This is a genomic window from Streptomyces sp. NPDC020299 (assembly GCF_044387825.1).
Taxonomy (GTDB): Bacteria; Actinomycetota; Actinomycetes; order Streptomycetales; family Streptomycetaceae; genus Streptomyces.
This window is the reverse complement of the sequence record NZ_JBIRWL010000001.1, coordinates 479,295-503,126: the sequence shown is the minus strand read 5'-3', so window position 1 is coordinate 503,126 and position 23,832 is coordinate 479,295. Positions and strand designations below refer to the sequence as shown.

Below are 23,832 nucleotides of genomic sequence, written 5' to 3'. Positions count from 1 at the left end.
CCATGGCGGAGTGGCCTGATCACTGGTCGCAACGGGCTCTTCTCCTTCGCGGTGACCGGCCGCACGAGCCGCTGGACCGGCTCGATGGCCTTGATGAGGAGGAAGGGTAGCGCCGGGGACGGCGTGCGCGCGGGCTTCCGCGTTTGTGCGGAACGTCGGTGTGTGCCAGTAGGGTGACGCGCTGTGGCACCACGACCCTTGTATGAACTTGTCGAAGCAGGCTGGGCGAAGGCCCTTGAACCCGCGGCCGAACGTATCGCCGCGATGGGGGACTTCCTCCGGGCCGAGATCGCGGCCGGCCGGACCTACCTTCCCTCCGGAGCGAATGTCCTGCGGGCTTTCCAGCAGCCCTTCGACGACGTTCGCGTCCTGATCGTCGGCCAGGATCCCTATCCCACGCCGGGGATGGCCATCGGGTTGAGCTTCGCGGTCTCGCCCGAGGTGCGTTCGTTGCCGGGGAGCCTGGAGAACATCTTCCGGGAGATGCACTCCGACCTGGGGCTGTCCAGGCCGTCGAACGGCGATCTGACGCCGTGGACCCAGCAGGGGGTGCTGCTGTTGAACAGGGCGCTGACGACGGCGCCCCGCAAGCCGGCGGCGCATCGTGGCAAGGGCTGGGAAGAGGTCACCGAGCAGGCCATCCGGGCGCTGGCGGCGCGCGGCAAGCCGCTGGTGTCCATCCTGTGGGGGCGGGACGCCCGTAATCTGCGGCCGCTGCTCGGGGATCTCCCGGCGATCGAGTCCGCTCACCCCTCGCCGATGTCGGCGGATCGCGGCTTCTTCGGCTCGCGCCCGTTCAGCCGTGCCAACGACCTGCTCGTCCAGCAGGGTGCCCAGCCGGTGGACTGGCGCCTGCCCTGAAGCCTGTCGTGAAGGTCCCGGCGTCCGCCCGAAGGGCGGGCCCGGCGTCCGGTGCGGCGAGAGCACCTGCTGGGCGTCGCCGGGCTGGGGGAGGGACTTTCGCAGGCCCTGGAGCACGGCCGTGGCAACAGCGGGTTTCCTTGTCCGGATCTCGCCGGGGATCTTGTTGCATCCCCCGACTCACCGTCCCGCGTTCCGGACTCCGCAGGTCGCGCAGATTCCCGCCCGCCTCGCCGAATCGGTGAAGCACCGGTGAAAACTCTGTGGAACCGGTGTCGGTGGGGCCGTTTACGCTGCCCCGGACGATCACGCGGGACCAGGGGAGGGCGCGGCATGTTACGCAAGCTGTTCGGCAGGGGTGCGGAGAGACCGGCGGCGCATCCGTATGCCCTGCCCGTGCCGCGCAGACAGAGGAACGGGACGTACCCGCTGTACGCGCTCGGGGACACGCGGGTGCTCGCGCTGGTGCACGCCGCCGAGGCCGGTGACTGGGAAGCGGTCAGGGCGGGGCTGGCCCCCTTCGATCTCGGCCGCGAACACCAGGTCCTCGGTGAGCTGGCCGAGGTGGACGGTGTGCAGGACTGGATCGGCCGGGCCGTGGAGGAGGACAAGGACCACCGGGCGACCGCCCTGCTGATATCCGGGACGCGCCACATCATCTGGGGCTGGGAGGCCCGCACCGCCGCGCGTGCCGTGAACGTCACGCGGGAGCAGTGGCGGGTCTTCCACGAGCGGCTCCACATCGCCGAAGAACAGCTGCTCGAGGCCGCCGAGCTGCGGCCGGACTGGGTCGCTCCGTGGCGCCGTCTCCTCACCTCGGGCCGTGGCATGTCGCTCGGCCGCGCCGTCAACGAGGCCCGGCTCGACGCCGCCCTGCGCCGCGACCCCCTCGACCTGGAGACCCACATCGAGTGGGTGTCGCATTTGCAGCCCCGCTGGAGCGGCGAGCCGGGGCAGGCCCTGGCGTTCGCCCAGGACGCGTTCTCCCGCGCCCCGCAGGGACACCGGCTCGGCTGTGTGATCGCCATGGCGTACATCGAGGAGTGGGTCGAGTCGGATCGCCAGGACTACCTCGAAACCGCCGAGATCCAGGCGCGGTTGCGGGAAGCGGCCGAGCACAGCATCCTGCACCCCGCCTACTCCCGGCGCCCGGGCTGGCAGAAGGACTTCAACATGTTCGCCATGGCCCTGTCGCTGGCCGGCGAACGCCACACGGCCCGGCGCGTCTTCCACACGCTGGACGGCGCCTGCACCGAGCGGCCATGGGACTACCTCGGTGAGCCCGAGAAGCAGTTCGCCCGCTGTCACAGCCGTGCCTGAGCACCCGCCGGCCCCGGTACCGCCCGCCCGCCACCCTTCGTCTCCTCAACTCCGGACTGCCCGATGACGCTTCCCGACACCGCCGTCGACCCGGCCGGCGCCGACCGCACCTTCCAGGTGGATCTGCGCGGCCTCGTCGACCTCCTCTCCCACCACCTCTACTCCAGCCCTCGCGTCTACCTGCGGGAACTGATGCAGAACGCGGTGGACGCGCTGACCGCCCGGCGAGACCTCGAACCCGCCGCACCCGCCGACGCCTTCGGCATCCGCCTCCACGCCGACGGTTCCGTGGTCCGCGTCGAGGACGACGGCGTCGGCCTCACCGAGGCCGACGTGCACACCTTCCTCGCCACGATCGGCCGCAGCAGCAAACGCGCCGAGGGCATCGCCGAGCAACGCGGCGACTTCATCGGCCAGTTCGGCATCGGCCTGCTCTCCTGCTTCCTGGTCGCGGACGAGATCCACGTCCTGAGCCGCTCCGCCCGCACCCCCGACGCCCCCGCGGTGGAGTGGCGGGGACGCGGCGACGGCAGCTACACGGTCCGCACCCTGCCCGCCTCCGCCCGCCGCCGGCCCGGCACCACCGTCACTCTGACGCCGCGCGCCGACGCGGGCGAATGGACCCGCCCGGCGCAGGTGCACGCACTGGCCCGGCACTTCGGCTCCCTGCTGCGCCACCCCGTGACCTTCGACGACGGCACCGGCGGCCCGGGCGCGGCCGTCAACCCCGAGAGCGCACCCTGGGCGCGTACGTACCCCACGCCGGGAGCCCGTTCCCGTGCGCTGGCCGCGTACGGCGCGGACGTCTTCGGATTCACACCGCTGGACACCATCGAGCTGGACCTGCCGGCCGTGGGCCTCAAGGGCATCGCGTGTGTGCTCCCCGAGGCGGTGCCGGCCGGGCGCCGCCACGGGCACCGCGTGCACGTCAAGGGGATGCTGCTGTCCGAGCAGGCCGAGGAGATCCTGCCCGAGTGGGCCTTCTTCGTCCGCTGCGTCGTCGACGCCGAGAGCCTGCGCCCGACGGCGTCCCGGGAGTCCCTGTACGAGGACGACACCCTCGCCGCGGTCCGCGACGCCCTCGCCGAGCGGCTGCGCGCGTGGATGGCCCGGGCCGCCGCCAGCGACCCGGACCTGCTCGCCCGCTTCCTCCAGGCCCACCACCTGGCCGTGAAGTCGCTCGCGGTGCACGACGACGAGATAATGCGGATGCTGCTGCCCTGGCTGCCGTTCGAGACCACCGACGGACACGCCACCCTCGACGAGTTCGCGCGCACCCACCGCACCGTCCTCGTGACGTCGAGCGTGGAGGAGTTCCGGCAGGTCGCGGCGATCGCCTCGGCCGCCGGGCTCGGCGTCGTCAACGGCGGCTACACCTACGACCGTGAACTGGTCCACCGACTGCCCGAGATCAGGCCCGAGACCGTCGTCGCCGACCTCGACCCGGCGACCCTCACCGCCCACCTCGACCCCGTCGACCGGGAGACGGAACTCGCCGCAGCCGCCTACCTCGCCCTGGCCCGCGACGCCCTCGCCGTCTTCGACTGCGATGTCGCGCTGCGCACCTTCCAGCCCGCGTCCGCCCCCGCCCTCCTCGTCGACAGCCGCGAGGCCCGGCACGAGCGCACCCGCTCCCAGCTCGCCCGTGAGCAGGACGGCGGCCTGTGGGGCGACATCCTCGGCGCCCTGCGCCAGGAGGCGCCACGGGCCCAGCTGATCCTCAACCAGCTCAACCCGCTGGTCCGCACCGCCGTCACCATCGACGAGCCCGAACTCGCCCGCACCAGCGCCGAAGCCCTCTACGGGCAGGCCGCGATGCTGTCCCGGCGACCGCTGAGGCCGGCCGAATCGAGCCTCATCAACCGCTCCTTCCTCGACCTGCTCGCCCACGCCCTCCGCAAGGACAGCTGACGATGCCGACCGCACCCGCACCCCGGACCACCGACGAGTTGTTCCAGGCGCTCCAGGAGAACGACCGGCGTCCCTACGGCCGCACCCGCACCCTCACCGCCGAGGAACTCGTCGACGCCGCCGAGCAGTTCGCGGAGCCCGCCCCCCTCGTCCACGCGCTCCTCGAACTCCAGGAGGCGTACACCTACGGCTCCGAACCCCGCAAGTCACCCGTCGTCTTCGCCCGCCTGCTGACCCTTTTCGACGAGCAGCCCGATGTTTTCGACGAGCGCTTGCGGCACATGCTGTTCTGGCGGTTCAAGTGGGTGGCCAACGCCCTGCGCGCGCTGCCCGAGATGCCGCTGGCGAGCCTGCGCCAGTGGCTGACGGAGATGCGTGACCGGTACGAGAAGGCCGGTCAGGGCCTCCAGCCCTACTACGGACAGGCGTACCAGCTGGCCGCCCACGTCGGCGAGGACACCACCCCCGCCTACGAGCTCTGGGCGGGCCGCACCCGCACCCGGCTCAGCGACTGCGAGGCCTGCGAAACCTGCGAGCGCGCTCTGTACCACCTCATGGCGGGCGACGACGAGCGGGCGCTGCGGACCTGGGAGCCCGTCCTGGCCGGGAAGGAATCCTGCCAGGAGGAGCCGGCCCGCTCCGTCTCGTACGCGCTGCTGCCCCTGCTGCGCGCCGGCCACACCGAACGGGCCCGTGAACTGCACCTCGCCGGCTACCGCAGCTGCCGCCGCAACCCCTCGATGTCCCAGGAGGCCGGCCGGCACCTGGAGTTCTGCGCGCTCACCGGCAACGAGGCACGCGGCCTGGAACTGCTCGCCGAGAACCGGAGCCTGTTCGACGAGGTCGACTCGCCGCTGGACCTGCTCGGCTTCCTCACCGGCGTGGAGGTCCTCCTCCAGCGCGTCGAGCTCCTCGGCCACGGCGAACTGCCCGCCGCCGGGTACGCGGGCCGCACCTGGACGGTGGCCGGCCTGCGCGCCGAGGTGCGCGTCCGCGCCGACGACCTCGCCGCCCGCTTCGACGCCCGCAACGGAACCACGGCCCACACCGACCGCCGCAGGGCCCGCCTCGACCGTGCCCCGCTCGTGGACGCACTGGAGCTGACCCTGCGCACCCGCAGCCTCGACGAAGCGGTTCCGGCGGCGCCGGTCGCCGCGCCCCCCGCGCGGGCAGCCGACGCCGTCCCCGACCCGCTGCCCGAACTCATCCTCCGGGCAAGGGCCTTGGGCGAGCAGGGGCACCCGGACGCACTGGCCTGCTGGGCGCGGCTGCGCACCCTCGTCGCAGCCCGCGACTACGTCCACCCCGACGACCCGGCCGTGGGCCCGCTCGGACAACTGCGCGCGGACCTGCTGGAGGAGGAGGCCAGCCGGGCGGGCGAGAAGGACGAGTTCGCCGACGCCGCCGCCCTCCACGAGGAGGCCGCGGCCCTGTACGACGACGCCGGACTGCCCGCACACGCGGCGCTCGCCCGGGCCTGCGCCCTGTTCCCCGCCGCCGAGGCCCTCGCGCAGGGCGCCGGCGGAGTCGAGGCGAAGGCCGCCGCCCTCACCGCCGCCCACGCGGCCACGGTCCGCCTGCACGAGGAGACGGCCGGCCTCGCGCCGTTCCAGGAGGCCCGCCTGCTGCGGTTGCGGGCGACCGCCCTCGGCCTGTACCTGCAGACGTCGGGGAGCGAGGCGCACGTCGCGAAGGTCCTCGCCGAGGTGGATCTGCTGCACGCGTTCGCCACCCGGCACGACCTCGACGGGCAGATCTCCGGTGCCCTGCTGCTGCGGGCCAGCACGTACGCCGTCTCCGGCGACCTGCCCGCGGCGGTCACGGAGACCGACGCCCTCCTCGACCGGCTCAAGGCACACGGCCCCGCCTGGCACCTGCCCCGCACACTCGGACTGCGCGGCCGGCTTCAGCTCCTCCTCCAGGACGCGCAGACCGCGCACGCGAACCTGGCCGAAGCGCTGCGACTGGCCGCCGACTGGCCGGCCGACGCGGTCGACACCGCCCGGCTGCACGGCGATCTGGCCGAGGCATGCCTGCACCTGGGCCGACCCGACGAGGCACTGCGGCACCTGACGCGCTCCGCGGAGCGGGAACTTCGCCGCGGCAGCCGGACCGACGGGTTCCGCACGTACAGCGGCGTGGCCCGGCTCAGCCTCGACCTGGGACGCGTCGAGGACTGCATCGCTCTGCTCGACTCCCTGCTGGCGGAACCGGACGTCGGCGCCGGAGAGCTGGGCGACCGGCTCGTCGCCCAGCTGCGGCTGACCCGCGCCCGCGCGCTGCACACGGGGGACGACCTCAAGGCCGCCACCGCGGAGTTCGTCGCCCTCGCGGCCGAGTCGGCAGGCTGGGACGACGACCCGGAAAGCCATGTCATGATCGCTGCGGAGACGGCCGCCCTCCTGGGCGAGTCGGGCGAGTTCGGCCGGGCCCGAGAGGCAGTGGACCAGGCACTCGCCGCCCACGCCACGGCGCCGGGCTACGAGCAGCTCAGCACCTGCCTGCGCGAACTCGCCCGTCTCCAGGCCCAGCAGCAGGGCCCCGACGGCCTGGCCCACGCCCTCGCCTTCCTCGCCGACGCCGGCCGGATCGCCGACGAGGCCCGCGCCGCCGGGCACGAGGCCCACGGCCGCCCCCTGGACACCGCTCTGGCCTACGAACACGGACGGGTCAACGCCCACGCCGGCGAGTACGAGGCCGCCCTGACCGCCCTGGAGAAGGCCCTCACACTGCTCGGCGAGCCGGGACCGGACGACGACCGCGCCGGCGAGTGGGCCGAGTGCGTCCGCCTCGCGGGTGCCGTGGAGGGCCTCTACCTGGAACGCCCCGCACCCGCCCTCACCCGCCTCGACGCGGCGGTCTCCCACCTGACCGCCTTGGGCCACACCGAGGAGACCGAGCCGCTGGTCTCCCTGGCGGCCCGGCTGCGCGACGAGGAGTGACACGTCGGTGCCGGGGCGACGACTCGCCCCGGCACCGGAGCCCGTTCCTTTCGCGCCTCCTCAGCCCACGACCGCCGCCCGCACGCACAGCACGTCCGGCAGATGGGAGGCCAGCAGCTGCCAGCTGTCGCCGTCGTCGCCCGAGGCGTACACCTCGCCGTTGCGATTGCCGAAGTAGACGCCGGCCGGGTCCGCGTCGTCCGTGCGGAGCGCGTCGCGCAGCACCGTGCCGTAGTGGTCCTCCTGGGGGAGCCCGGCGGTCAGCGGCTCCCAGGTCCTGCCCGCGTCCTCCGTGCGAAAGACCCGGCAGCGACGGTCGGCGGGCACCCGGTCGGCGTCGGCGTTGATCGGGAAGACGTACGCTGTGTCGCCGCGGTGCGGGTGGGCGGCCACCGCGAAGCCGAAGGTGGACGGCAGGTCCGCGCCGATGTCCGTCCAGTGCGCGCCCGTGTCGTCGCTGCGGTACACACCCCAGTGGTTCTGGAGGTAGAGCCGGTCCGGGTTCGCCGAATCCTGCGCGACCTTGTGCACGCACTGGCCGAACTCCGGGTTCGGGTCCGGCAGGAACACCGCGGACACACCGGAGTTGGACGGTGTCCAGCTCGCGCCGCCGTCCGTGGTGCGGAACACCCCGGCCGTCGAGACCGCGACGGTCACCGCCCGCGGGTCGCGGTGGTCGGTCACCACGGTGTGCAGCCCCTCACCGCCGCCGCCGGGCACCCACCGCGAGCGCGTGGGGTGCTCCCACAGCGGGCGCACCAGCTCGAAGCTCTCCCCGCGGTCCTCCGAGCGGTACAGCGCGGCCGGCTCCGTGCCCGCGTACACCACGTCCGGCTCGGCGGCGGCCGGGTGCAGCTGCCAGACCCGCTCCAGGGAGGCGCCCGTGTCCTTGGGGAACTTCACGGCCGGCCGGGCCGGTTCGGTCCAGGTGCGGCCCAGGTCGTCGGAGTGGAACACCGACGGGCCCCAGTGCGCGCTGTCGCCTCCGGCCAGCAGCCGCGGGGTGCCGCCGCGAGTGTCCACGGCGACCGAGTACACCGCCTGGGCATTGAAACAGGGACTTTCGTCGAACTCCCAGGCGCCACCTCGCCGCCGCCCGATGAACAAACCCTTCCGGGTACCCACGGCGAGCAGGACCTCGCTCATGCCGACCACCTCCGGGACATCTTCGTCACGTGAGTTTTCAGACATCGGCCAGTCTGCACCCCGGCACTGACAGTCACCTATGGACATGGCATCGCCGCAGGTCAGGATGGCTGTGTCGGCTTGCCTCGAAGATCGGTGGGGCGTCTTCCCGTCAGACGCCTGCGCGAACCGGCGCTGTCGTGCGACCGTCGAGTCGGGGGCTCGCCCTGAGCAGGACGGGGACATCCCCCGTATGGGAAGGCGGTCGGGAAGGCGGCCGGTCTGTCCGTGCGCTCGTGAGGAGGATGCCTTTGAAGGCGTTCCGTGGTCCGAAGGTCTGGCTGTGGCGCTGGCGGCGCAACCCGCTCAAACGCCGTGCCGACACGGTGGAGGCCTGGCTGGTGCTGGGCGTCTGGCTGCTCACCGTACTGACCGGGGTCCTGTCGGGACTCGCGGCGGCCGACTCCGTCGAGCACGGGCTGGCCCGGGAGCGCGTCGAGTGGCGCCCGACCGTGGCCCAGGTCACCGAGAAGGCCCCGGGGACGGCGAACTCCGGCGAGCGGGTGTGGGCCAAGGTCCGCTGGACCACGGTGGACGGCGCCACGCACACCGGCCAGGCCCGCGTCGAGCCCGGCAGCAAGGCGGGCAGCCCGGTCACCGTGTGGACCGACCCGCAGGGCCAGCTGGTCAGCCGTCCCGCTTCGGTCTCCCAGGCCCACCTGCGCGCCGACCTGATCGGCACCCTGGTGGGCCTCAGCGCCGCCGCCGTCCCCCTCGTCTCCGGCCTGGCCCTGCGCGGCCGGCTGGAACGCCGCCGCATGGCCGACTGGGACGCCGAGTGGGCCCGGCTGGGCCCGCAGTGGGGGCGCATGACCGGCTGACGCGGCCGGCCGCGGAGCGCGGGGGCCGCCGCCACCGGCAAGTGGCCGGACGGCCCCTCACCCTCCCGCCAGCACCCTCCGGCACACCCGGAGCAGTTCCTCGTCCTTCTGTATGTCATGGCTCCCGTACCCGCCCACCCGTGCGGTGTGGCGCCGGGGGCCGGTCACCTCGGCCCGCAGGAGGTCCCGCAGCGGGTCGCCCGCCGGTCCCATGCGGGCGAGGCAGGCGGCGATCGTGCCGCGGGTGTGGGGATTGCCGGCCCAGGCCGCGCGGAACACCGGCAGGACGTCTTCCGGGTCCTGGGCGATCCGCCACAGCGCCGCCGCGGCCGAGACCCGTTCCCACACCCCGCTCGCCCCCCTCATACGGCGCAGCGCGGGCAGCGCGGGACGGCCCGCGGGCCCCAGCCGGGCCAGCTCCAGGGCGGCCGGACGGCGGCGCCCGGACTGTACATGCGTCAACTCCCGCAGCAGTACGGGAAGTACGACGGACACGTCCTCGCCCGTCGACCACAGTGCCCCCGCGGCCGCCGCCGCGTGCGCGGTGTCCAGCAGCCCCCGCAGCACCGGCGCGGCCTCCCGCGCGGCGGGTCCGAACGCGTCCAGAGCGCGGATCGCGCCCCCGACGGCGGTGCCGCACGGCCCAGGGGCACCCGTTACGGCACCCAGCAGGCGCAGGACCTCCGGCAGGGCCGCCACATCGGCCAGGACCGTGAGCGCCGACAGGAGCGGCACGGCACGGTCGGCGGTCTCGGGCGAGTCGAGGCGTATCTGCCCGAGCCGGCGCCGCAGCGCCGGGGCGAGCGGGGCCGCGGCAGACCCGAGGTGCACGACCGCATGCCCCAGGTCGTCCGGCGGAAGCGGTCCGGCCAGCAGTTGGGCGAGAACGGGCACCGCCCTGGCGTCCCCGCTGCGGGCGAGGGCCTTGAGCGGGCCGCCCAGCGCCGGCGCCCCGCGCTCCCACCGGCGCACCCACAGGTCGGGCCGTGCGGTCACCAGGGCGTGGAGGTGACCGGCGGCGGGGGCGGCCAGGCCGAACAACTCGGCCAGCACCGACACCGCCGCGTCCCGTAACGGGTCCTGCTCCTGGGCGACCTGGGTGCCGAGCAGCGCCACGAGCCCGGCGTAGTCGGCGCGCCACTCGCGCAGCAGCCCCGCCGCCATCCACACCGCGTTGCGCCGGTCCACCGGGGCCGGGCTGGTCAACTGCCCGCTGAGCAGGGTGATCCGGTCCGCTGTCCGGCCGTCCAGGGCGGTGTGGAGGGTCCGCAGCAGGTACGCGCCCTCCTCGTCCGAGGGGCGCAGCCGCCGTATCCGGCCGACCAGCGTGTCCGTGCCCGGGCGGTCCGGCTCGTCCGGCCGCCCGCCGGCCAGCTGCTCGGACCTGTCCCGGAGCAACCGGACCGCCGTGGGCACCAGATCGGCCGGGAGCCGGTCGGGCGCCCCCAGCGCGAGCTGACCGAGGGCCGCGAGCCGCAGCCCGGGCCCGTACGGCGGCACGCTCTGCGCGGCCAGGAGGTCCACCGCCGCGGCGGCGTGCGCCGGATGCCGCCGTACGAAGAGGCCCAGGCTCTCGGTGAGGGCCAGCAGGACCCGGTCGTCCCGCTCGACCGTGATCCGGTCCCGCAACAGACCCAGCACACGCCCCGGATCGTCGAGGAACCGCACCAGCGCGGCCGGCGCCGCGCGCCGCACCCAGGGATCCGGATCCGCGGCCAGCCCGACGAACGCCCCGGCACCCGACCGCACCGCGGCGCCCTCGCCCTCCATCCCGATGCTCACCAGCAACTCGACTATGCCGCCCCGGTCCGGAACCTCCGCGCGGGCCGCGAGCGCGAACAGGAACGGAACGCAGGCGAGCGTCGAGTCGTACACGTTCCCCTGGTGGTGCACCGAGCCGTACATCCCGTCCAGCGCGCCCTCCCGCTCGTCCCGGTCCGCGGACGCCAGCCCCCGCAGCAGTCCGGGCACGTCCTCGGCGCTGCCGTACGCATGCCGCAGCGAGGCCCAGTCGACATCGTCGATCCCCGTGAACACGTTGTCCTCCCCAGGCGATTGCCACCTGATCGCGAGTCTGCACCACGGCACTGACAACGAAGCGGAATCGCACGGCGACTGTGTGCGATCCGTCGGCACGGACCGGCCACGAACCGCGCCCACGGTCCGGAGGGATCAATTCCCCCCGGATGGCGTGCGCATGCCGCCCCGGCGAACCACAAAGACAGCCCGTCCGGCGTTTGAGGGCACGGCAGTTCAGGCCGATGGGGCCGGGGGCGGAGCCCCGGCAGGCAGGGGCCCGCCGGGGGTGCAGGAGGCGGTAGCCCCGGGCGGGGGTGCAGGGGCGGGCCCCCGTGGAGGTTCTGGGGCGCGGTAGCCCCTGGCGGGTCGCAGGGGCCGGAGCCCTGTGAGGGTTCTGGGGGCGGTAGCCCCCGGCGGGGTGCAGGGGCGGAGCCCCGTAGGGGGTTCAGGGGGCGGAGCCCCCTGGCGGGGTCGAAGGGGCGGAGCCCCTGGAGGTCGGGAAGGGTAGGGGCGGCGGGGGCGAGCACCCCCCACCGCCAACCCCGGCGTAGCCGCCCGCACGGCCGGACGTCAGTTCGCGACAGGCACCGCCCGCCCCAGGATCCCGTCCACGTCCGCCGACCCCGGCAGCGTGCCGAACGCATGCCCCCAGTCCCCGCCGAGCCGCGTGGCGCAGAAGGCGTCGGCGACCGCCGGCGGCGCGTGCCGGACCAGGAGGGAGGCCTGCAGGGCCAGAGCCATCTCCTCCACCAGACGCCGGGCCCCCGCCGGTTCGGCCGCGGCCAGGCGGTCCTTCAGCCGGCCCACGGCCGCGTCCAGCCGGGCGTCCGCCCCGCGGGCCAGGGCGAACTCGGCGAACAGAGCCTCGGCCGTGTCCGGCTCCCGCCCCAACGCCCGCAGTACATCGAGCGCGTTGACGTTCCCCGAGCCCTCCCAGATCGACAGCAGAGGCGCCTCCCGGTAATGGCGGGGCATCCCCGACTCCTCCACGTACCCGTTGCCGCCGAGGCACTCCAGCGCCTCCGCAGTGAAGGCCGGCCCCCGCTTGGTCACCCAGTACTTGCCGGCGGCGGTCGCGATCCGCCGGAACGCCTGTTCCCCGGCGTCCCCGCGCACCGCCCGGTCCGCCGCCCCCGCCAGCCGGAGGGTCAGCGTCGTCGCGGCTTCCGACTCCAGCGCGAGATCGGCCAGCACATTGCGCATCAGCGGCTGGTCGACGAGCCGCGCGCCGAACGCGCTGCGGTGCCGCACGTGGTGGCCGGCCTCGACGAGCGTCTTGCGCATCAGCGCCGCCGACATCATCACGCAGTCCAGCCGGGTGCAGTTGACCATCTCGATGATCGTCTTCACACCCCGCCCCTCCGCCCCGACCAGCCAGGCCACGGTCCCGTCGAACTCCGGCTCGGAGGAGGCGTTGGACCGGTTGCCCAGCTTGTCCTTCAGCCGCTGGACACGGAAGGTGTTGCGGGTGCCGTCGGGCAGCACACGGGGGACGAGGAAGCAGGACAGGCCGCCCGGAGCCTGGGCCAGCACCAGGAACACGTCACACATCGGCGCCGACGTGAACCACTTGTGCCCGCGCAGCGTGTACACGCCCGGTTCGGCGGTGGGCGTGGCCGCGGTCGTGTTCGTCCGGACGTCGGAGCCGCCCTGCTTCTCGGTCATGCCCATCCCGGCCAGCAGCCCCGGCTTCTCGGTGGGGACGCGCAACTCCGGGTCGTACTCCCTGCCGGTGAGCAGCGGCTCGTAGACCTTCGCCAGCTCCGGCTGGGCGCGCAGCGCGGGGACGGCGGCGTACGTCATCGACGTCGGGCAGCCGTGCCCGGCCTCCGTGTGCCCCCAGACCAGCCCGCCAGCGCTGCGGGCGACATGCGCGCCGGGCCGGCCGTCGGCCCAGGGCGCGCCCGCCAGCCCCGCGGCGACCGCTGCCCGCATCAGATGGTGCCAGCTCGGGTGGAACTCGACCTCGTCGATCCGGTTGCCGTACCGGTCATGCGTACGCAGCTCCGGCTCGTGCCGGTTGGCCAGTGCGGCCCACTCCTGCGCCTCCGCGCTCCCCGCCCGCGCTCCCAGCCGCCGGATGTCCTCCTCGGCCCAGCCCGCGCCCTCCCGGCGCAGCCCCTCCAGCAGGGCGACGTCCTCGGACGCGTCGTAGGGGGCCAGGGGAGGGGGCTGGTTGGTGACGTCGTGCGTGGTGTGCCGTGGCGGCTGCGGGTGCGCGAAGGTGTCGGCCATACCAGCAGTGTTGCACTATTTCTACGAACGCAGCAATATTGCAACAACGCCCGGCCCCCGTACAGTACGTCCCCATGCACGAAGACACGGCCGGGAACGCGGCCGGGAACACGGCCGGAAACGCGACGGCCCGCCCCCCGGAGCCAGAGCTGCGCCCCCTGTCCGCCCGGTCGGTGGTCCTCAGCCTGCTGCTGGGCGCGCACCCGCCCGAGCTGCCGGTGAAGGACCTGGTGCGCGCGGTCGAGCCGCTCGGCGTCGGCGGATCCACCCTGCGGGCCGCGCTCAGCCGGATGGTGGCCGCCGGTGATCTGCGGCGCACGGACGCCGTCTACCGGCTCAGCGACCGCCTGCTCAGCCGCCGGCGGCGGCAGGACGAGGCCGTGCATCCGGAGACCCGCCCCTGGGACGGTGACTGGGAGATGGTGGTCGTCACCACGACCGGCCGCGGCCCCGCCGAACGCGCCGAACTCCGTGCCCGGCTGGCCGCCCGCAGACTCGCCGAACTCCGCGAGGGCGTCTGGCTGCGGCCCGCCAATCTGCGCCGCGCGGACCCCGACGGCCTCGGCGAGGTGGTCCGGCGCTTCACCGCGCGGCCCGAGGAACCGGCCCGTGACCTGGCCGCGGGGCTGTGGCCGCTGGACGTCTGGGCGGACACCGCCAGGGCGCTGCTCGCCCACGTCGCGGCGACCGCGGCCGACCGCCCGGCCGACCGCTTCACCGCCCTCGCGGCCGTCGTGCGCCACCTCCTGGCCGACCCCGTGCTGCCCGCCGAACTCCTGCCCGCCGACTGGCCGGGCCCGGACCTGCGCGCCGCCTACACCGGCTATCAGCGGGAGTTGACGGATGCGATGCTCGGCAGGACGACGTAGACAGTCGTGGACAGTGGTGAGCGGTCGTACGAAGCACCGTCAGGTGCGCCTCGTACGACCGCTGTCGTGGGGGAGTGGGGGGAGTGTTCCCTTACCTGTAGGTGATGTCGGAGGTCGCGTACTTGCAGTTGGTCCCGTCAGGGCCGCTGCCGTTCTTGGGCGGCTCCGCGCCCGTGTTGTTGCCGATGTACTTCTGGCAGGGCACGATCTTCTTGCTGCTGTCCCCGACGATCGTGATCTTCTTCAGCGTCGCGCTGTCGCCGTAGTTGGTGTTGATACCGACGAGCGCGCTGCCCTTGTAGGTCGCCTCGATGGTGTTGAGGTTGATCGTCCGCTTGTACTGTGTCCTGCAGTTGCCGCAGGAACGGACCAGCTTGCCGAAGTTCTTGACCGCGAAGTTCGAGACGTTGAGCGTTCCGGCGCCGTTGAACTGGAACACCTTGTCGCTGGCCTCCTTCGCGCCACCGCCGGAGACGGTGTACACGTTGGACGACGAGGAGCCGAGGAACGTCGCCGCGTCCTCGCCGACGTCCTCCCACCAGACGTTCTGGAGCGTGCAACTGCCCAGACAGTGGATGCCGTCCGCCGCGGGGGCGCCGATGATGACGTTCTTCACCACGGCGCCGGGGGCCAGTTCGAGGATCGGGTCCTGGTCCTCGTTCTGTCCGCCGGTGCCCAGGTCTCCGCTGCCGTACAGGCGCTTCATCCCGTAATCCTTGGTGCCGGAGACGGAGATGGTCGAGGTGACCGCCTGGCTGCCGTTGGGGGTGGGCCAGGTGGCCGCGCTCGCCGGCGTCAGCGCCCCGTCTGTCATGATCATGACAGCCGAGAGCCCGACGGCGGCCAGTGCGCCGGTCAGGGCGCGCCTGCGGGCGCGCGGTCGTGCCGAAGAAGTCATGTCCCGATTCCTTCTTCCTTGTCGGGGTGTACCTGCGGGTGCGCCCCTTCGTGGGGGTGTGATGCCGCGCATGGGGTCATTGACATGAACGGCATACGCGATGTTGAACCATGTGCGCGAGAAGATGCCCATATAGGGGGCAATATCAGCCCCCTCGGTCATGTGTCTGAACGGGACCGTAGGATGCAAGCGCTTTCTAGTCAACGCTTCGCGCAGAACCCGGCAGGGCTTGTTCAAGCCATCGGGAAGTCGCGTGGGAGCGCTTCCATGGGGACCATGTCCATGCCACGATGCCCCACATGCCCCCCACAGTGCCTTTACGACGCCCCCTGACCGCACTCCTCGCGGCGCTGCTCCCGCTGCTCGCGGCGGTGTTCCTCACCGCGCCGCCGGCCGCCGCCCGCACCGGTGCTCCCGCCGCCCTGCCCACGGCGACGCTCACCGAGGTCACCGGCTTCGGCGACAACCCCAGCAACCTCCAGATGTACATGTACGTACCGAGCGCCGTCACCGCGCACCCGGCGGTCGTGGTGGCCGTCCACTGGTGCGGCGGCTCCGCGTCCGCCATGTACTCCGGCACCGAATGGGCCCAACTGGCCGACCAGTACGGGTTCGTCGTCGTGTACCCGTCGGTGACCCGGGCCAGCAAGTGCTTCGACGTCTCTTCCGCACAGGCCCTGCGCCACGGCGGCGGCAGCGATCCGGTCGGTATCAGGTCGATGGTGGACTGGGCGACCCGCACCTACTCGGCCGACACCGGCAAGGTGTTCGTCACCGGCATCTCCTCCGGCGCGATGATGACGAACGTCCTGCTCGGTGACTACCCGGACGTGTTCGCCGCGGGCGCCGCGTTCTCCGGTGTGCCCTTCGGCTGCTTCGCCACCACCGACGGCTCCGAGTGGAACAGCACCTGCTCCGGCGGCAACCTCACCCACACCCCGCAGGAGTGGGGCGACCTGGTCCGCGCCGCCTACCCCGGCTACAGCGGCCCCCGGCCACGGATGCAGCTGTGGCACGGCACCGAGGACGACGTGCTGCGCTACCCCAACTTCGGGGAGGCGATCAAGCAGTGGACCAATGTCCTCGGCGTGAGCCAGACACCCGCCGCCACCGACTCGCCCCAGTCCGGCTGGACCCGCACCCGCTACGGCTCCACCGGTGACCAGGCGCCCGTCGAGGCCATCAGCCTCCAGGGCGTCGGCCACAACCTGTACACCTACGGCATGGCGGCCCGCGCGCTGCACTTCTTCGGCCTCGACGGCGGCGGCACCGTGCCCCCGACCCCCGCCGGGGCCTGCAAGGTGACGGTCACCACCAACGCCTGGAGCACCGGCCTGACCGCCTCCGTGACCATCACCAACACCGGGACGACAACGGTCAACGGCTGGAAAGTGGGCTTCACCCTGCCCTCCGGCCAGACCATCACCAACGGCTGGAACGCCACCTACAGCCCGTCCTCCGGAGCGGTGACGGCCACCAACGCCTCCTACAACGGCACCATCGCGCCGAACACGAGCGTCAGCATCGGCTACCAGGCCACGCACACCGGCAACAGTGCCGCCCCCACCGCCTACACCCTCAACGGAACGGCCTGCACGGTCAGTTGACAGACCCGGGTGCGCGCCGGAGGGGAGTCCGCCGCGCACCCGCCTCCCGACCCCTCGTTCAGGAAGGGCCCTGTGAAGCCGCACAGACGTGTCCCGCTCGCCACCCTGATCAGCACCTGCGTCCTCGCGCTCGCCCTCGTGGTGACCTCGTCGGCGCTCACAGCCCTGGTCAGGAACTCCAGGCCCACCGCACCGGGGGCCTTGGCACACAAGCCCTCCGGCCGGCACTGGGTGAACACCTGGACCGCGATGCCGCAGCTCACCGAACCCGCCAACCTGCCGCCCGCGCCCTTCACCGGCGCCAAGTCCGTCCTGGCCGACACCACCCTGCGGCAGACCCTGCGTGTGTCCACCGGCGGCCACCGCATCCGGCTGCGCTTCTCCAACGCCTACGGCGACACCCCGCTGCCCCTCACCGCGGTGACGGTGGCGCTGCCGCAGGGCGGACAGGCCGGAGCCGCCGCGGTCGAGCTCGGCAGCACCCACCCGGTGACCTTCTCCGGGCGCGCCTGGGCGACCGTCCCGGTCGGCGCCGAAGTGGTCTCCGATCCCCTGGACTTCGACCTGGCGACAGGATCCACCCTGACCGTCACGGCGTACCTCGCACAGGGCCAGCCGTCCCTCGCGCTCACCTCGCACCCGGGCTCGCGCACGACCTCGTACCTGATCAGCGGCGACCACACCCAGGACCAGGACCTTCCGGGCGCGACCCCGGTCAACCACTGGTACCTGCTGAGCGACGTGGAGGTCCTGTCACCCGGGGCCGCCGAGGCCCTCGCGATCCTGGGCGACTCGCTGACCGACGGCCGCGGCTCCACCACCAACGGCAACGACCGCTGGCCCGACCAGTTCTTCGACCGCCTCCAGACCCGGGCCGCCACCTCCGGCATCGCCGTCCTCAACCAGGCGGCGGGCGGCAACCGGGTCCTCAACGACGGGCTCGGCCCCAACGTCCTCGCCCGCCTCGACCGCGACGTCCTCTCCCGCAGCGGCGTTTCCCGGCTGATCGTCTTCGAGGGCGTCAACGACATCGGCACCGCCGACGCCACCCCCGACGCCCAGCGCCGGCTCACCGACGACCTGATCGCCGCCTACCGGCAGATCATCGTCCGCGCCCACGCCCAGGACATCCGCGTCTACGGCGCCACCCTGACACCCTTCGGCGGCAGCACCCTCTACGACGACCCCGCAGGCGAGCGCGAGGCCTCCCGGCAGCGCGTCAACGCCTGGATCCGCACCCCCGGCCACTTCGACGCGGTCATCGACTTCGACGGCGCGGTACGGGACCCGGACAACCCCCGCCGCCTCCGCCCTGACCTGCACGACGGTGACTGGCTGCACCTGAACCCGACGGGGTACGGGAAGCTGGCCGCGGCGGTGCCCACGGGGCTGTTCCGCGGGAAGTGAACCCCCGAAGACGAACGGAACGACCCAGCCGCCGCTAAGGGGCCGCCGTCCGTGCCGCCGTCCGTGCCGCCGTCAACAGGGAATCCCAGTCGGCCAGTTTGACCACGCTCCGCCCGAGCGAGGCCCCGAGTTCCGCCTCGGCCCGCTCGATCGCCTGCCAGCCCGCCCAGGGCACCGGATCGATCCCGGCGGCCCGCAGTGCCGTGACGGGATCGTCCGGGGCGGGCCTTCGGGCGAGCACCGGGGCGTCGGCGAGCAGGGAGGTAGCCGTCTCCTTGGCGCACGGGCGGTTGGTGCCGATGACACCCGTCGGGCCGCGCTTGATCCAGCCGGCCACGTACTCGCCCGCCGACACGGCGGAGCCGCGCACCACCCGGCCCTCGACGTTCGGCACCGTGCCGCTCGCCGCGTCGAACGGCAACCCCTCCAGCGGCACTCCGCGATAGCCGACCGAGCGCAGCACCAACTGCGCCTCGACGTCCTCGAACCGGCCGGTGCCCGTGACGCCGCCCTGCCCGTCCGGCACGGTCCGTTCGAAGCGCACCGCGCCCACGCGCCCGCCTTCGGCGAGGAGTTCGACGGGGCGCAGAAAGAAGTGCAGCCGGATGTGGTGCGACGCCTCCGCGGACGGCTGCGCCGCCCAGCCGCGCAGCACCTCCACATTGCGCCGCCGCGGGGCGGGCAGCCCGGACGGGTCGACGTACTCCGGGTCGAGCGCCAGTTCGGCCGGGTCCACGGTGACCTCGGTGCCGGGCAGTCCGCCCAGCTCGCGCAGCTCCTTGGTGGTGAAACGGGCCTGCGAGGGGCCGCGCCGGCCCACCATCCTGACCTCCCGCACCCCGCTCGCCGCCAGTGTGGTGAGCGCCGCCTGCGGCATGTCGGTCGGGCTCAGCTCCGCCGCGCCGCGGGCCAGCATCCGGGTGACGTCCACGGCGACATTGCCGACGCCGATGACCACGGCCGACCGGGCGCCGACCAGGAAACCGGCCTCGACCGCGTCGGGATGCGCGCTGTACCAGGACACGAACTCGGTCGCCGACCAGCTGCCCGGCAGCTCCTCACCCGGAATGCCGAGGTGGCGGTCGGTCGCGGCGCCCACGCAGTACACGACCGCGTGGTACAGCTGCCTCAGCCGCTCGACGGACACCCCGCCGGGGCCGCCGACCCGCACGCCCCCGAGGAACCGCACCCGGTCGTGCTCCAGCACCGTGCGCAGGCTGCCCTGCAGCGACTTGATCTTCTCGTGGTCCGGGGCCACGCCGTAGCGCACCAGGCCGTACGGGCACGGCAGTCGGTCCACTACGTCGACGACCACCTCGGAATCCAGCTGGACCAGGCTCTGGGCGGTGTAACACCCGCTCGGCCCGGAGCCGACGACGGCGACACGCATGACTCCAGCATCGCACCGCGGCGGCTCCGCTGACAGGGGCCGGAGGGGTGACGTGCCGCCGCTACCGGGCGCCCCGCTGGTCCCCCGACCGCTCCTCCGTGGCGAAGAACCGCGACAGGTCCTTCTCGCACTGCTCCTGAGCCGCTCCCGTCCCGGGCGGGACGCCCAGCTCCCAGTCGAGGCCGTAGCGCCGGAACAGTTCGTCCCGCAGCTTCGGGACCGGCATCGGCACGCCGGGCACCAGCGCCGCGTACACCGCGCCCATCAGCACGGCGCGCAGCAGGGGGTAGTCGGCCTGGACGTCCTGCGAGCCGTACCTGGCGACCGTGTCGCCGAGCAGCTCGGACAGGCGGCGCTGCTCCGGGCACTGGACGAAGCCCTCGGCCTGGAGGAGCCCGGCCATGTGCTGGCGCATCAGCACGGGCCGGTCCCGGGCCAGGCCCAGGATCGCGTCGATGGCCCGGGCCAGCCGCTCCCGCCCGTCGTCGGTGCGCGGCTCGCGCTCCAGTGCCTCCTCCAGCGTGCGGTGCATCAGCCGGTGCACGGCGGACTGCACGAGCTGGCGTTTGCCGGGGAAGTAGTACGACACCAGGCCGCGCGCCGAGCCGGCCCGGTCCGCGATGTCACCCAAGGTCGTGGCCTCGTACCCGTGCTCGCCCACCAGCTCCACCGCGGCTTGCAGGAGCCGCTCCCGGGAACGCCGCCGCAACTCTTCATTGACCGAGGCGCTGCGCGGGGACATCCTGTAACTCCTGCGTTGACTGGCTGCCAGCCAACTATAATCGACGCGCCAGGCACCGCTTCGACCGGGGCCTGCTCAGGGCTGCCGTCCGTCTGGGGCGACGCGGGGGATCGTCTCAGACGGGCGGCTTCGCGGAAGAGTGGCGCAGGGGCTCCGGCGGGCTCAGCCCACCAGGTCCAGCACCGGCAGCAGCGCGTCCGGCCGCTCGGACACCGGCAGGTGGTCCACGAAGTGCACCCGGCACCCCAGGGCCGCCGCACCCCCGTCCGCGGGCCGGCTGTCGCCGACCATCAGCGCGTCCCGGGGCTCGACGCCGAGCGCCGCGCAGGCCGTGGCGAACAGGCGGGGGTCCGGCTTCTGGACGCCGTGTTCGTACGACAGCACGTACGCGTCCACATACTCGTCGAGCCCGTGCGCGCGGAAGACCGGGCGCAGGTCCCAGCCGATGTTGCTGACCACGCCCACCCCGATCCCGCGCTCGCGCAGGGTGCCGAGCACCTTCGCGGCGTCGGGGTACGGGGACCAGGCCCGCGGGGACATGTGCCGCTCGTACAGCGCCTCGTGCAGCCCCGGATCGGGCAGCGGAACCCGGCGGGACAGCCCGGTGTACGCGGCCCGGTGCAACGCGGCGCTCTCGTCCCGGACCGCCCACACCTCCGCCAGCTCCGCGGGCAGCTCGACCGGCGCAGCCCCGCCGGGCAGTGCCCCGGCGGCCTCCAGCGCGCATGCCGCCTCGGTCAGTTCCCGCTCGGACAGCTCCAGCACCGACTCGGCCAGTACGGCCCGCAGCCAGGACTCGGTGGACTCGATCCGGAACAGGGTCCCGGAGAAGTCGAAGAGGACGGCAGCCATGCGCTGGACTGTACCCGGCGCTCTGCCCGGCGCGGGGCCGCCACCGGCGGGCATCAGTTCAGCGGGGAGGGGCGGGGTGCCGTAGAAGGTGACGGAGGGCCGGCCCCGCTTGACGAAGAAGTCGTTGAGCAGGTTGGCGATCTGCTCAAGGAGCGATGCGGCCGGCCACCGGGGCGACCTCCAGGAAGCGTCGACGTCGGCGATGCCGGAGTGCCCGCTGGGTGGACACCGTCTCCGCCCGCGCCTCCTGGGCCTGGGCCGCCTGCTTCGAGGTTCGGGTGGGGCTGAACGGGACCGTCCGTCAGTGAGAGCGTGCCCGGGCGCCCCACGGCGACTCGTACGCCATGACCGCCACCGCGACCACCAGCCCCCCGAGCAGCCAGCCACCGACCACGTCCGACAGCCAGTGCACGCCCAGCCACACCCTGGTCAGGCCGACGCCCAGCACGGACACGACGGCCACCGCCAGGGCCGTACGCCGCAGGACGCGACCGGCGCCGAAGCGGGGGAGCAGCCACAGCAGGAGGCCGCACACCACCGTGGCGGTCATGGCGTGGCCCGAGGGGAAGGCCGCGTAGTGCGCGGAGTCGACCGGGTCCGGCCAGACCGGGCGCGGGCGGTCGACGGCCGCCTTCAGCACCTGCTGCACGATCGTGGTCACCGCGACGGTCACCGCCAGCCACACGGCCGTCCACCACGCCGACCGGCGCCACACCAGCCACACCGCGGCCGCCGCGCACACCAGGCGCATCGTCAGCGGGTCCCAGACCCAGTCGGTGAGGATGCGGAAGGTGTGCGTCAGGCCGTGTTCCCCGACCGCCCAGCGGTGGGTCGTGCGGGACACGTCGCCGTCCACGGTGATCAGGGGGTGCCATCTGGTCGCGACCAGCGCCAGCAGCAGCGCGGCACACAGCGCGAGGAGCGCGGCCGCGACTGCTGCCGCGCGGGACTGCTTCGGGCGGGGCGGCGAGTCGACGGACGGGTGGCGCATGATGCGATCTTCGCCGAAGCATGGGGCGGGAGGCCAGCCCCGGGCCTGAAGGGGCGGCCCCTACCCCAGTGCCCGCAGCCCCGGCACCAGCGCCACCAGCACCGGGATCACCGGCACCACCGCCGCCGCGGCGGTCAGGCGCAGGCGGTGCATCGCGGTCAGGCGGTCCGGGGGTGTGAGCAGCCGGTGTACACGTTGGGGGACGTGGGCGTGCGGGGTGGAGCCGGGGCCGAAGACGCCGCGGTCCTCGTTGAGTTCCACCAGCGCCAGCGCGGTCGTCAGCCGGCCGAAGCGGCGGGAGGCCATGTCGTCGGCGGCCAGTTCGACCAGCCGGTGCATCTCGTCGCGGAACGCGGCGAACACCGGCACCTGCGGAAAGCCACCCGCCAGCGCGGCGGAGCAGTGCAGCAACCAGTCGTGGCGCGCCTGCGCGTGTCCCTGCTCGTGGGCCAGGACCGCATCCAGCTGCCGTCCCTTCAGACGGCTCAACGCAGCGGTGGTGACGACGAGTCGGGGCGTGGCCCCGGACAGCCACCAGGCGTCAGGCCGCCCGCCCTCCAGTACGACCAGACGGCCGCCCGCGGGCTCCTCCCCGGGCAACAGCGGTGCCCGCACCAGGAGTTCGGCCCGCCGACGGCGCCGTCGCGAGCGGGCCCGGGCCACCTCGCGGACCAGCATCGCCACGCTCCACAACCCGCCGCAGGCCAGCGTCACCGCGGTCGTCGCCGCCCAGGGCCCGGCCGTGCCGAGGGCGTACGCGTCCACGACCGCCCGTGGTGCCGAGCCGAACACATGCCCGCGCACCGCCTGCCAGGCCGCCGCCGCGCTGAGTGTCATCGACAGCGCGCAGCACATCAGGACGGCCGCGACGACGCACTGCCACGCCCACAGGGCGACCACCGGTTCACGGTCCGGCCAGTCGGCCCGGGCGAGCAGCCGGGGAGCGACGACGGCGGTCAGGGCGCCGAGCAGCAGCAGTGCCGCGGGGACCATCATGGGCAGCACCCTATGAGCGGTGGCTACCGAGGGGTACGGTCTGCCGCGGCAAAGTGACGCAGGCAACGCCCCCGCCCGGCATGTCCGGGGCACCCCGCCCGCCGGCCGGCTTCTCAGAGCGTCAGCAGCATCGCCACCATGCCGATCCCCATCGACAGCCGGCACGCCCGCGCCAGCTCCGGCCGGTCACCCCACCGGACGGCGCCCGTGCCGGCCGCGACGGCGGCGGGGACCAGCCGGACGCCGGAGAGCAGCACGTACCCGGTGAAGTAGAGGAGCAGCGCGCCCGTCAGCGGCGGCGCCCCCGCGCCGCCGTGGGCGTGGTGCGTTCCGGTTCCGGGGGAGGCGGCCATCACGACCGCCATATAGACCATGGCCGCACTGCCCACCAGATGGTGCAGGTGGTGCGGGCTGTCGCGCGCGCCCCACAGGGCACGCAGTGCCGCCGCGCCGAACACGGCGGCGTAGAGCGGCCAGGTCCACGGCGGCGGGCTGAACACCGTGCCGGGCACCGCCATCGCGGCCATGCCGAAGCCCATGAGCGCCTCGCCGCCCGCGGCGCGCCGCTGCTCCTCGACCCTGCTGCGCATCCGCAGCAGGCAGTACGCCCCGGTCCCGGCGCACAGCGCGACCAGCAGCCAGCCGGGCGAAGTCGGTCCGTGCACGCGAAGTTCCCCCCTCCACGGTGGGTCGAGGGATGCGATGCCCGGTCCGTGCGGTGCGCACGCGAGCGCAAGGGGGTGCACGGGAGCATTTGGTGGTGCACGGCAGGTGGGAGATCCCGCG

Annotated in this window: 18 protein-coding genes; 8 read left to right on the top strand and 10 right to left on the bottom strand. The window is 73.5% G+C overall.

Annotated features, from left to right (window positions below; genetic code table 11):
• Nucleotides 1–183: 183 nt before the first annotated feature.
• From ACH45E_RS02415 to ACH45E_RS02400, 4 genes are all read left to right on the top strand, one after another.
• Complete coding sequence (locus tag ACH45E_RS02415) at nucleotides 184–861, top strand: uracil-DNA glycosylase (RefSeq protein ID WP_361436025.1); 678 nt, start codon at nucleotides 184–186, stop codon at nucleotides 859–861.
• A gap of 333 nt (nucleotides 862–1,194) precedes the next feature.
• Nucleotides 1,195–2,181, top strand: coding sequence for a hypothetical protein (locus ACH45E_RS02410; RefSeq protein WP_361436027.1), 987 nt, complete (start codon nucleotides 1,195–1,197; stop codon nucleotides 2,179–2,181).
• Nucleotides 2,182–2,244: 63 nt separating this feature from the next.
• Nucleotides 2,245–4,092 carry an HSP90 family protein gene (locus ACH45E_RS02405; protein ID WP_361436029.1) on the top strand — a complete coding sequence of 616 codons (1,848 nt, stop codon included), beginning with the start codon at nucleotides 2,245–2,247 and terminating at the stop codon, nucleotides 4,090–4,092.
• A gap of 2 nt (nucleotides 4,093–4,094) precedes the next feature.
• A complete protein-coding gene (locus ACH45E_RS02400; protein WP_361436031.1) occupies nucleotides 4,095–7,034 on the top strand; it encodes a hypothetical protein in 2,940 nt (979 codons plus the stop codon).
• Between the two features lie 60 nt (nucleotides 7,035–7,094).
• Here the strand turns inward: ACH45E_RS02400 and ACH45E_RS02395 are convergent, their stop codons facing one another.
• Nucleotides 7,095–8,180 carry an exo-alpha-sialidase gene (locus tag ACH45E_RS02395; RefSeq protein ID WP_361436033.1) on the bottom strand — a complete coding sequence of 362 codons (1,086 nt, stop codon included), beginning with the start codon at nucleotides 8,178–8,180 and terminating at the stop codon, nucleotides 7,095–7,097.
• A gap of 284 nt (nucleotides 8,181–8,464) precedes the next feature.
• Here ACH45E_RS02395 and ACH45E_RS02390 point away from each other — a divergent pair, with 284 nt between their 5' ends.
• The gene (locus ACH45E_RS02390) at nucleotides 8,465–9,040 is read left to right on the top strand and encodes a hypothetical protein (protein WP_361436035.1); all 576 of its coding nucleotides are present in this window, start codon (nucleotides 8,465–8,467) and stop codon (nucleotides 9,038–9,040) included.
• 57 nt (nucleotides 9,041–9,097) lie between these two features.
• Here the strand turns inward: ACH45E_RS02390 and ACH45E_RS02385 are convergent, their stop codons facing one another.
• Both ACH45E_RS02385 and ACH45E_RS02380 read right to left on the bottom strand, forming a co-directional pair.
• Entirely contained in the window at nucleotides 9,098–11,077 is a 1,980-nt protein-coding gene (locus tag ACH45E_RS02385) for a HEAT repeat domain-containing protein (RefSeq protein WP_361436037.1), read from the bottom strand.
• Between the two features lie 552 nt (nucleotides 11,078–11,629).
• Complete coding sequence (locus ACH45E_RS02380) at nucleotides 11,630–13,294, bottom strand: acyl-CoA dehydrogenase family protein (protein ID WP_361436039.1); 1,665 nt, start codon at nucleotides 13,292–13,294, stop codon at nucleotides 11,630–11,632.
• Nucleotides 13,295–13,368: 74 nt separating this feature from the next.
• Between ACH45E_RS02380 and ACH45E_RS02375 the strand changes: the two genes are divergently transcribed.
• Nucleotides 13,369–14,163 (top strand): PaaX family transcriptional regulator C-terminal domain-containing protein, encoded by a 795-nt coding sequence (locus ACH45E_RS02375; RefSeq protein WP_361436041.1) that lies wholly within the window; start codon nucleotides 13,369–13,371, stop codon nucleotides 14,161–14,163.
• Between the two features lie 91 nt (nucleotides 14,164–14,254).
• Here the strand turns inward: ACH45E_RS02375 and ACH45E_RS02370 are convergent, their stop codons facing one another.
• A complete protein-coding gene (locus tag ACH45E_RS02370) occupies nucleotides 14,255–15,061 on the bottom strand; it encodes a pectate lyase (protein ID WP_361436043.1) in 807 nt (268 codons plus the stop codon).
• A gap of 299 nt (nucleotides 15,062–15,360) precedes the next feature.
• Between ACH45E_RS02370 and ACH45E_RS02365 the strand changes: the two genes are divergently transcribed.
• A complete protein-coding gene (locus tag ACH45E_RS02365) occupies nucleotides 15,361–16,668 on the top strand; it encodes a PHB depolymerase family esterase (RefSeq protein ID WP_361436045.1) in 1,308 nt (435 codons plus the stop codon).
• A gap of 105 nt (nucleotides 16,669–16,773) precedes the next feature.
• On the top strand, nucleotides 16,774–18,075 hold the full coding sequence (locus ACH45E_RS02360) for an SGNH/GDSL hydrolase family protein (protein ID WP_399039946.1): 1,302 nt from the start codon (nucleotides 16,774–16,776) through the stop codon (nucleotides 18,073–18,075).
• A gap of 34 nt (nucleotides 18,076–18,109) precedes the next feature.
• Here ACH45E_RS02360 and ACH45E_RS02355 read toward each other — a convergent pair whose 3' ends face one another.
• The 6 genes from ACH45E_RS02355 to ACH45E_RS02330 form a co-directional block, all read right to left on the bottom strand.
• Complete coding sequence (locus ACH45E_RS02355; RefSeq protein WP_361436049.1) at nucleotides 18,110–19,465, bottom strand: FAD-dependent oxidoreductase; 1,356 nt, start codon at nucleotides 19,463–19,465, stop codon at nucleotides 18,110–18,112.
• Nucleotides 19,466–19,526: 61 nt separating this feature from the next.
• Nucleotides 19,527–20,207: a helix-turn-helix domain-containing protein gene (locus tag ACH45E_RS02350; protein WP_361436051.1), complete on the bottom strand. Its 681-nt coding sequence runs from the start codon at nucleotides 20,205–20,207 to the stop codon at nucleotides 19,527–19,529.
• A 162-nt stretch (nucleotides 20,208–20,369) separates the two neighbouring features.
• The gene (locus ACH45E_RS02345; RefSeq protein ID WP_361436053.1) at nucleotides 20,370–21,059 is read right to left on the bottom strand and encodes an HAD-IA family hydrolase; all 690 of its coding nucleotides are present in this window, start codon (nucleotides 21,057–21,059) and stop codon (nucleotides 20,370–20,372) included.
• Between the two features lie 301 nt (nucleotides 21,060–21,360).
• Nucleotides 21,361–22,050 carry a phosphatase PAP2 family protein gene (locus ACH45E_RS02340; protein ID WP_361436055.1) on the bottom strand — a complete coding sequence of 230 codons (690 nt, stop codon included), beginning with the start codon at nucleotides 22,048–22,050 and terminating at the stop codon, nucleotides 21,361–21,363.
• Between the two features lie 60 nt (nucleotides 22,051–22,110).
• Nucleotides 22,111–23,046, bottom strand: coding sequence for a M56 family metallopeptidase (locus ACH45E_RS02335; RefSeq protein WP_361436058.1), 936 nt, complete (start codon nucleotides 23,044–23,046; stop codon nucleotides 22,111–22,113).
• A gap of 113 nt (nucleotides 23,047–23,159) precedes the next feature.
• The gene (locus ACH45E_RS02330; protein WP_361436060.1) at nucleotides 23,160–23,711 is read right to left on the bottom strand and encodes a DUF5134 domain-containing protein; all 552 of its coding nucleotides are present in this window, start codon (nucleotides 23,709–23,711) and stop codon (nucleotides 23,160–23,162) included.
• Between the last annotated feature and the right edge of the window lie 121 nt (nucleotides 23,712–23,832).

Coding starts and splice junctions, on each gene's coding strand:
- ACH45E_RS02380 (WP_361436039.1), bottom strand. CDS start 13,294: ATGGCCGACACCTTCGCGCACCCGCAGCCGCCACGGCACACCACGCAC.
- ACH45E_RS02340 (WP_361436055.1), bottom strand. CDS start 22,050: ATGCGCCACCCGTCCGTCGACTCGCCGCCCCGCCCGAAGCAGTCCCGC.
- ACH45E_RS02405 (WP_361436029.1), top strand. CDS start 2,245: ATGACGCTTCCCGACACCGCCGTCGACCCGGCCGGCGCCGACCGCACC.
- ACH45E_RS02335 (WP_361436058.1), bottom strand. CDS start 23,046: ATGATGGTCCCCGCGGCACTGCTGCTGCTCGGCGCCCTGACCGCCGTC.
- ACH45E_RS02370 (WP_361436043.1), bottom strand. CDS start 15,061: ATGACTTCTTCGGCACGACCGCGCGCCCGCAGGCGCGCCCTGACCGGC.
- ACH45E_RS02395 (WP_361436033.1), bottom strand. CDS start 8,180: ATGAGCGAGGTCCTGCTCGCCGTGGGTACCCGGAAGGGTTTGTTCATC.
- ACH45E_RS02365 (WP_361436045.1), top strand. CDS start 15,361: ATGCCCCCCACAGTGCCTTTACGACGCCCCCTGACCGCACTCCTCGCG.
- ACH45E_RS02390 (WP_361436035.1), top strand. CDS start 8,465: ATGCCTTTGAAGGCGTTCCGTGGTCCGAAGGTCTGGCTGTGGCGCTGG.
- ACH45E_RS02355 (WP_361436049.1), bottom strand. CDS start 19,465: ATGCGTGTCGCCGTCGTCGGCTCCGGGCCGAGCGGGTGTTACACCGCC.
- ACH45E_RS02375 (WP_361436041.1), top strand. CDS start 13,369: ATGCACGAAGACACGGCCGGGAACGCGGCCGGGAACACGGCCGGAAAC.
- ACH45E_RS02410 (WP_361436027.1), top strand. CDS start 1,195: ATGTTACGCAAGCTGTTCGGCAGGGGTGCGGAGAGACCGGCGGCGCAT.
- ACH45E_RS02350 (WP_361436051.1), bottom strand. CDS start 20,207: ATGTCCCCGCGCAGCGCCTCGGTCAATGAAGAGTTGCGGCGGCGTTCC.
- ACH45E_RS02400 (WP_361436031.1), top strand. CDS start 4,095: ATGCCGACCGCACCCGCACCCCGGACCACCGACGAGTTGTTCCAGGCG.
- ACH45E_RS02345 (WP_361436053.1), bottom strand. CDS start 21,059: ATGGCTGCCGTCCTCTTCGACTTCTCCGGGACCCTGTTCCGGATCGAG.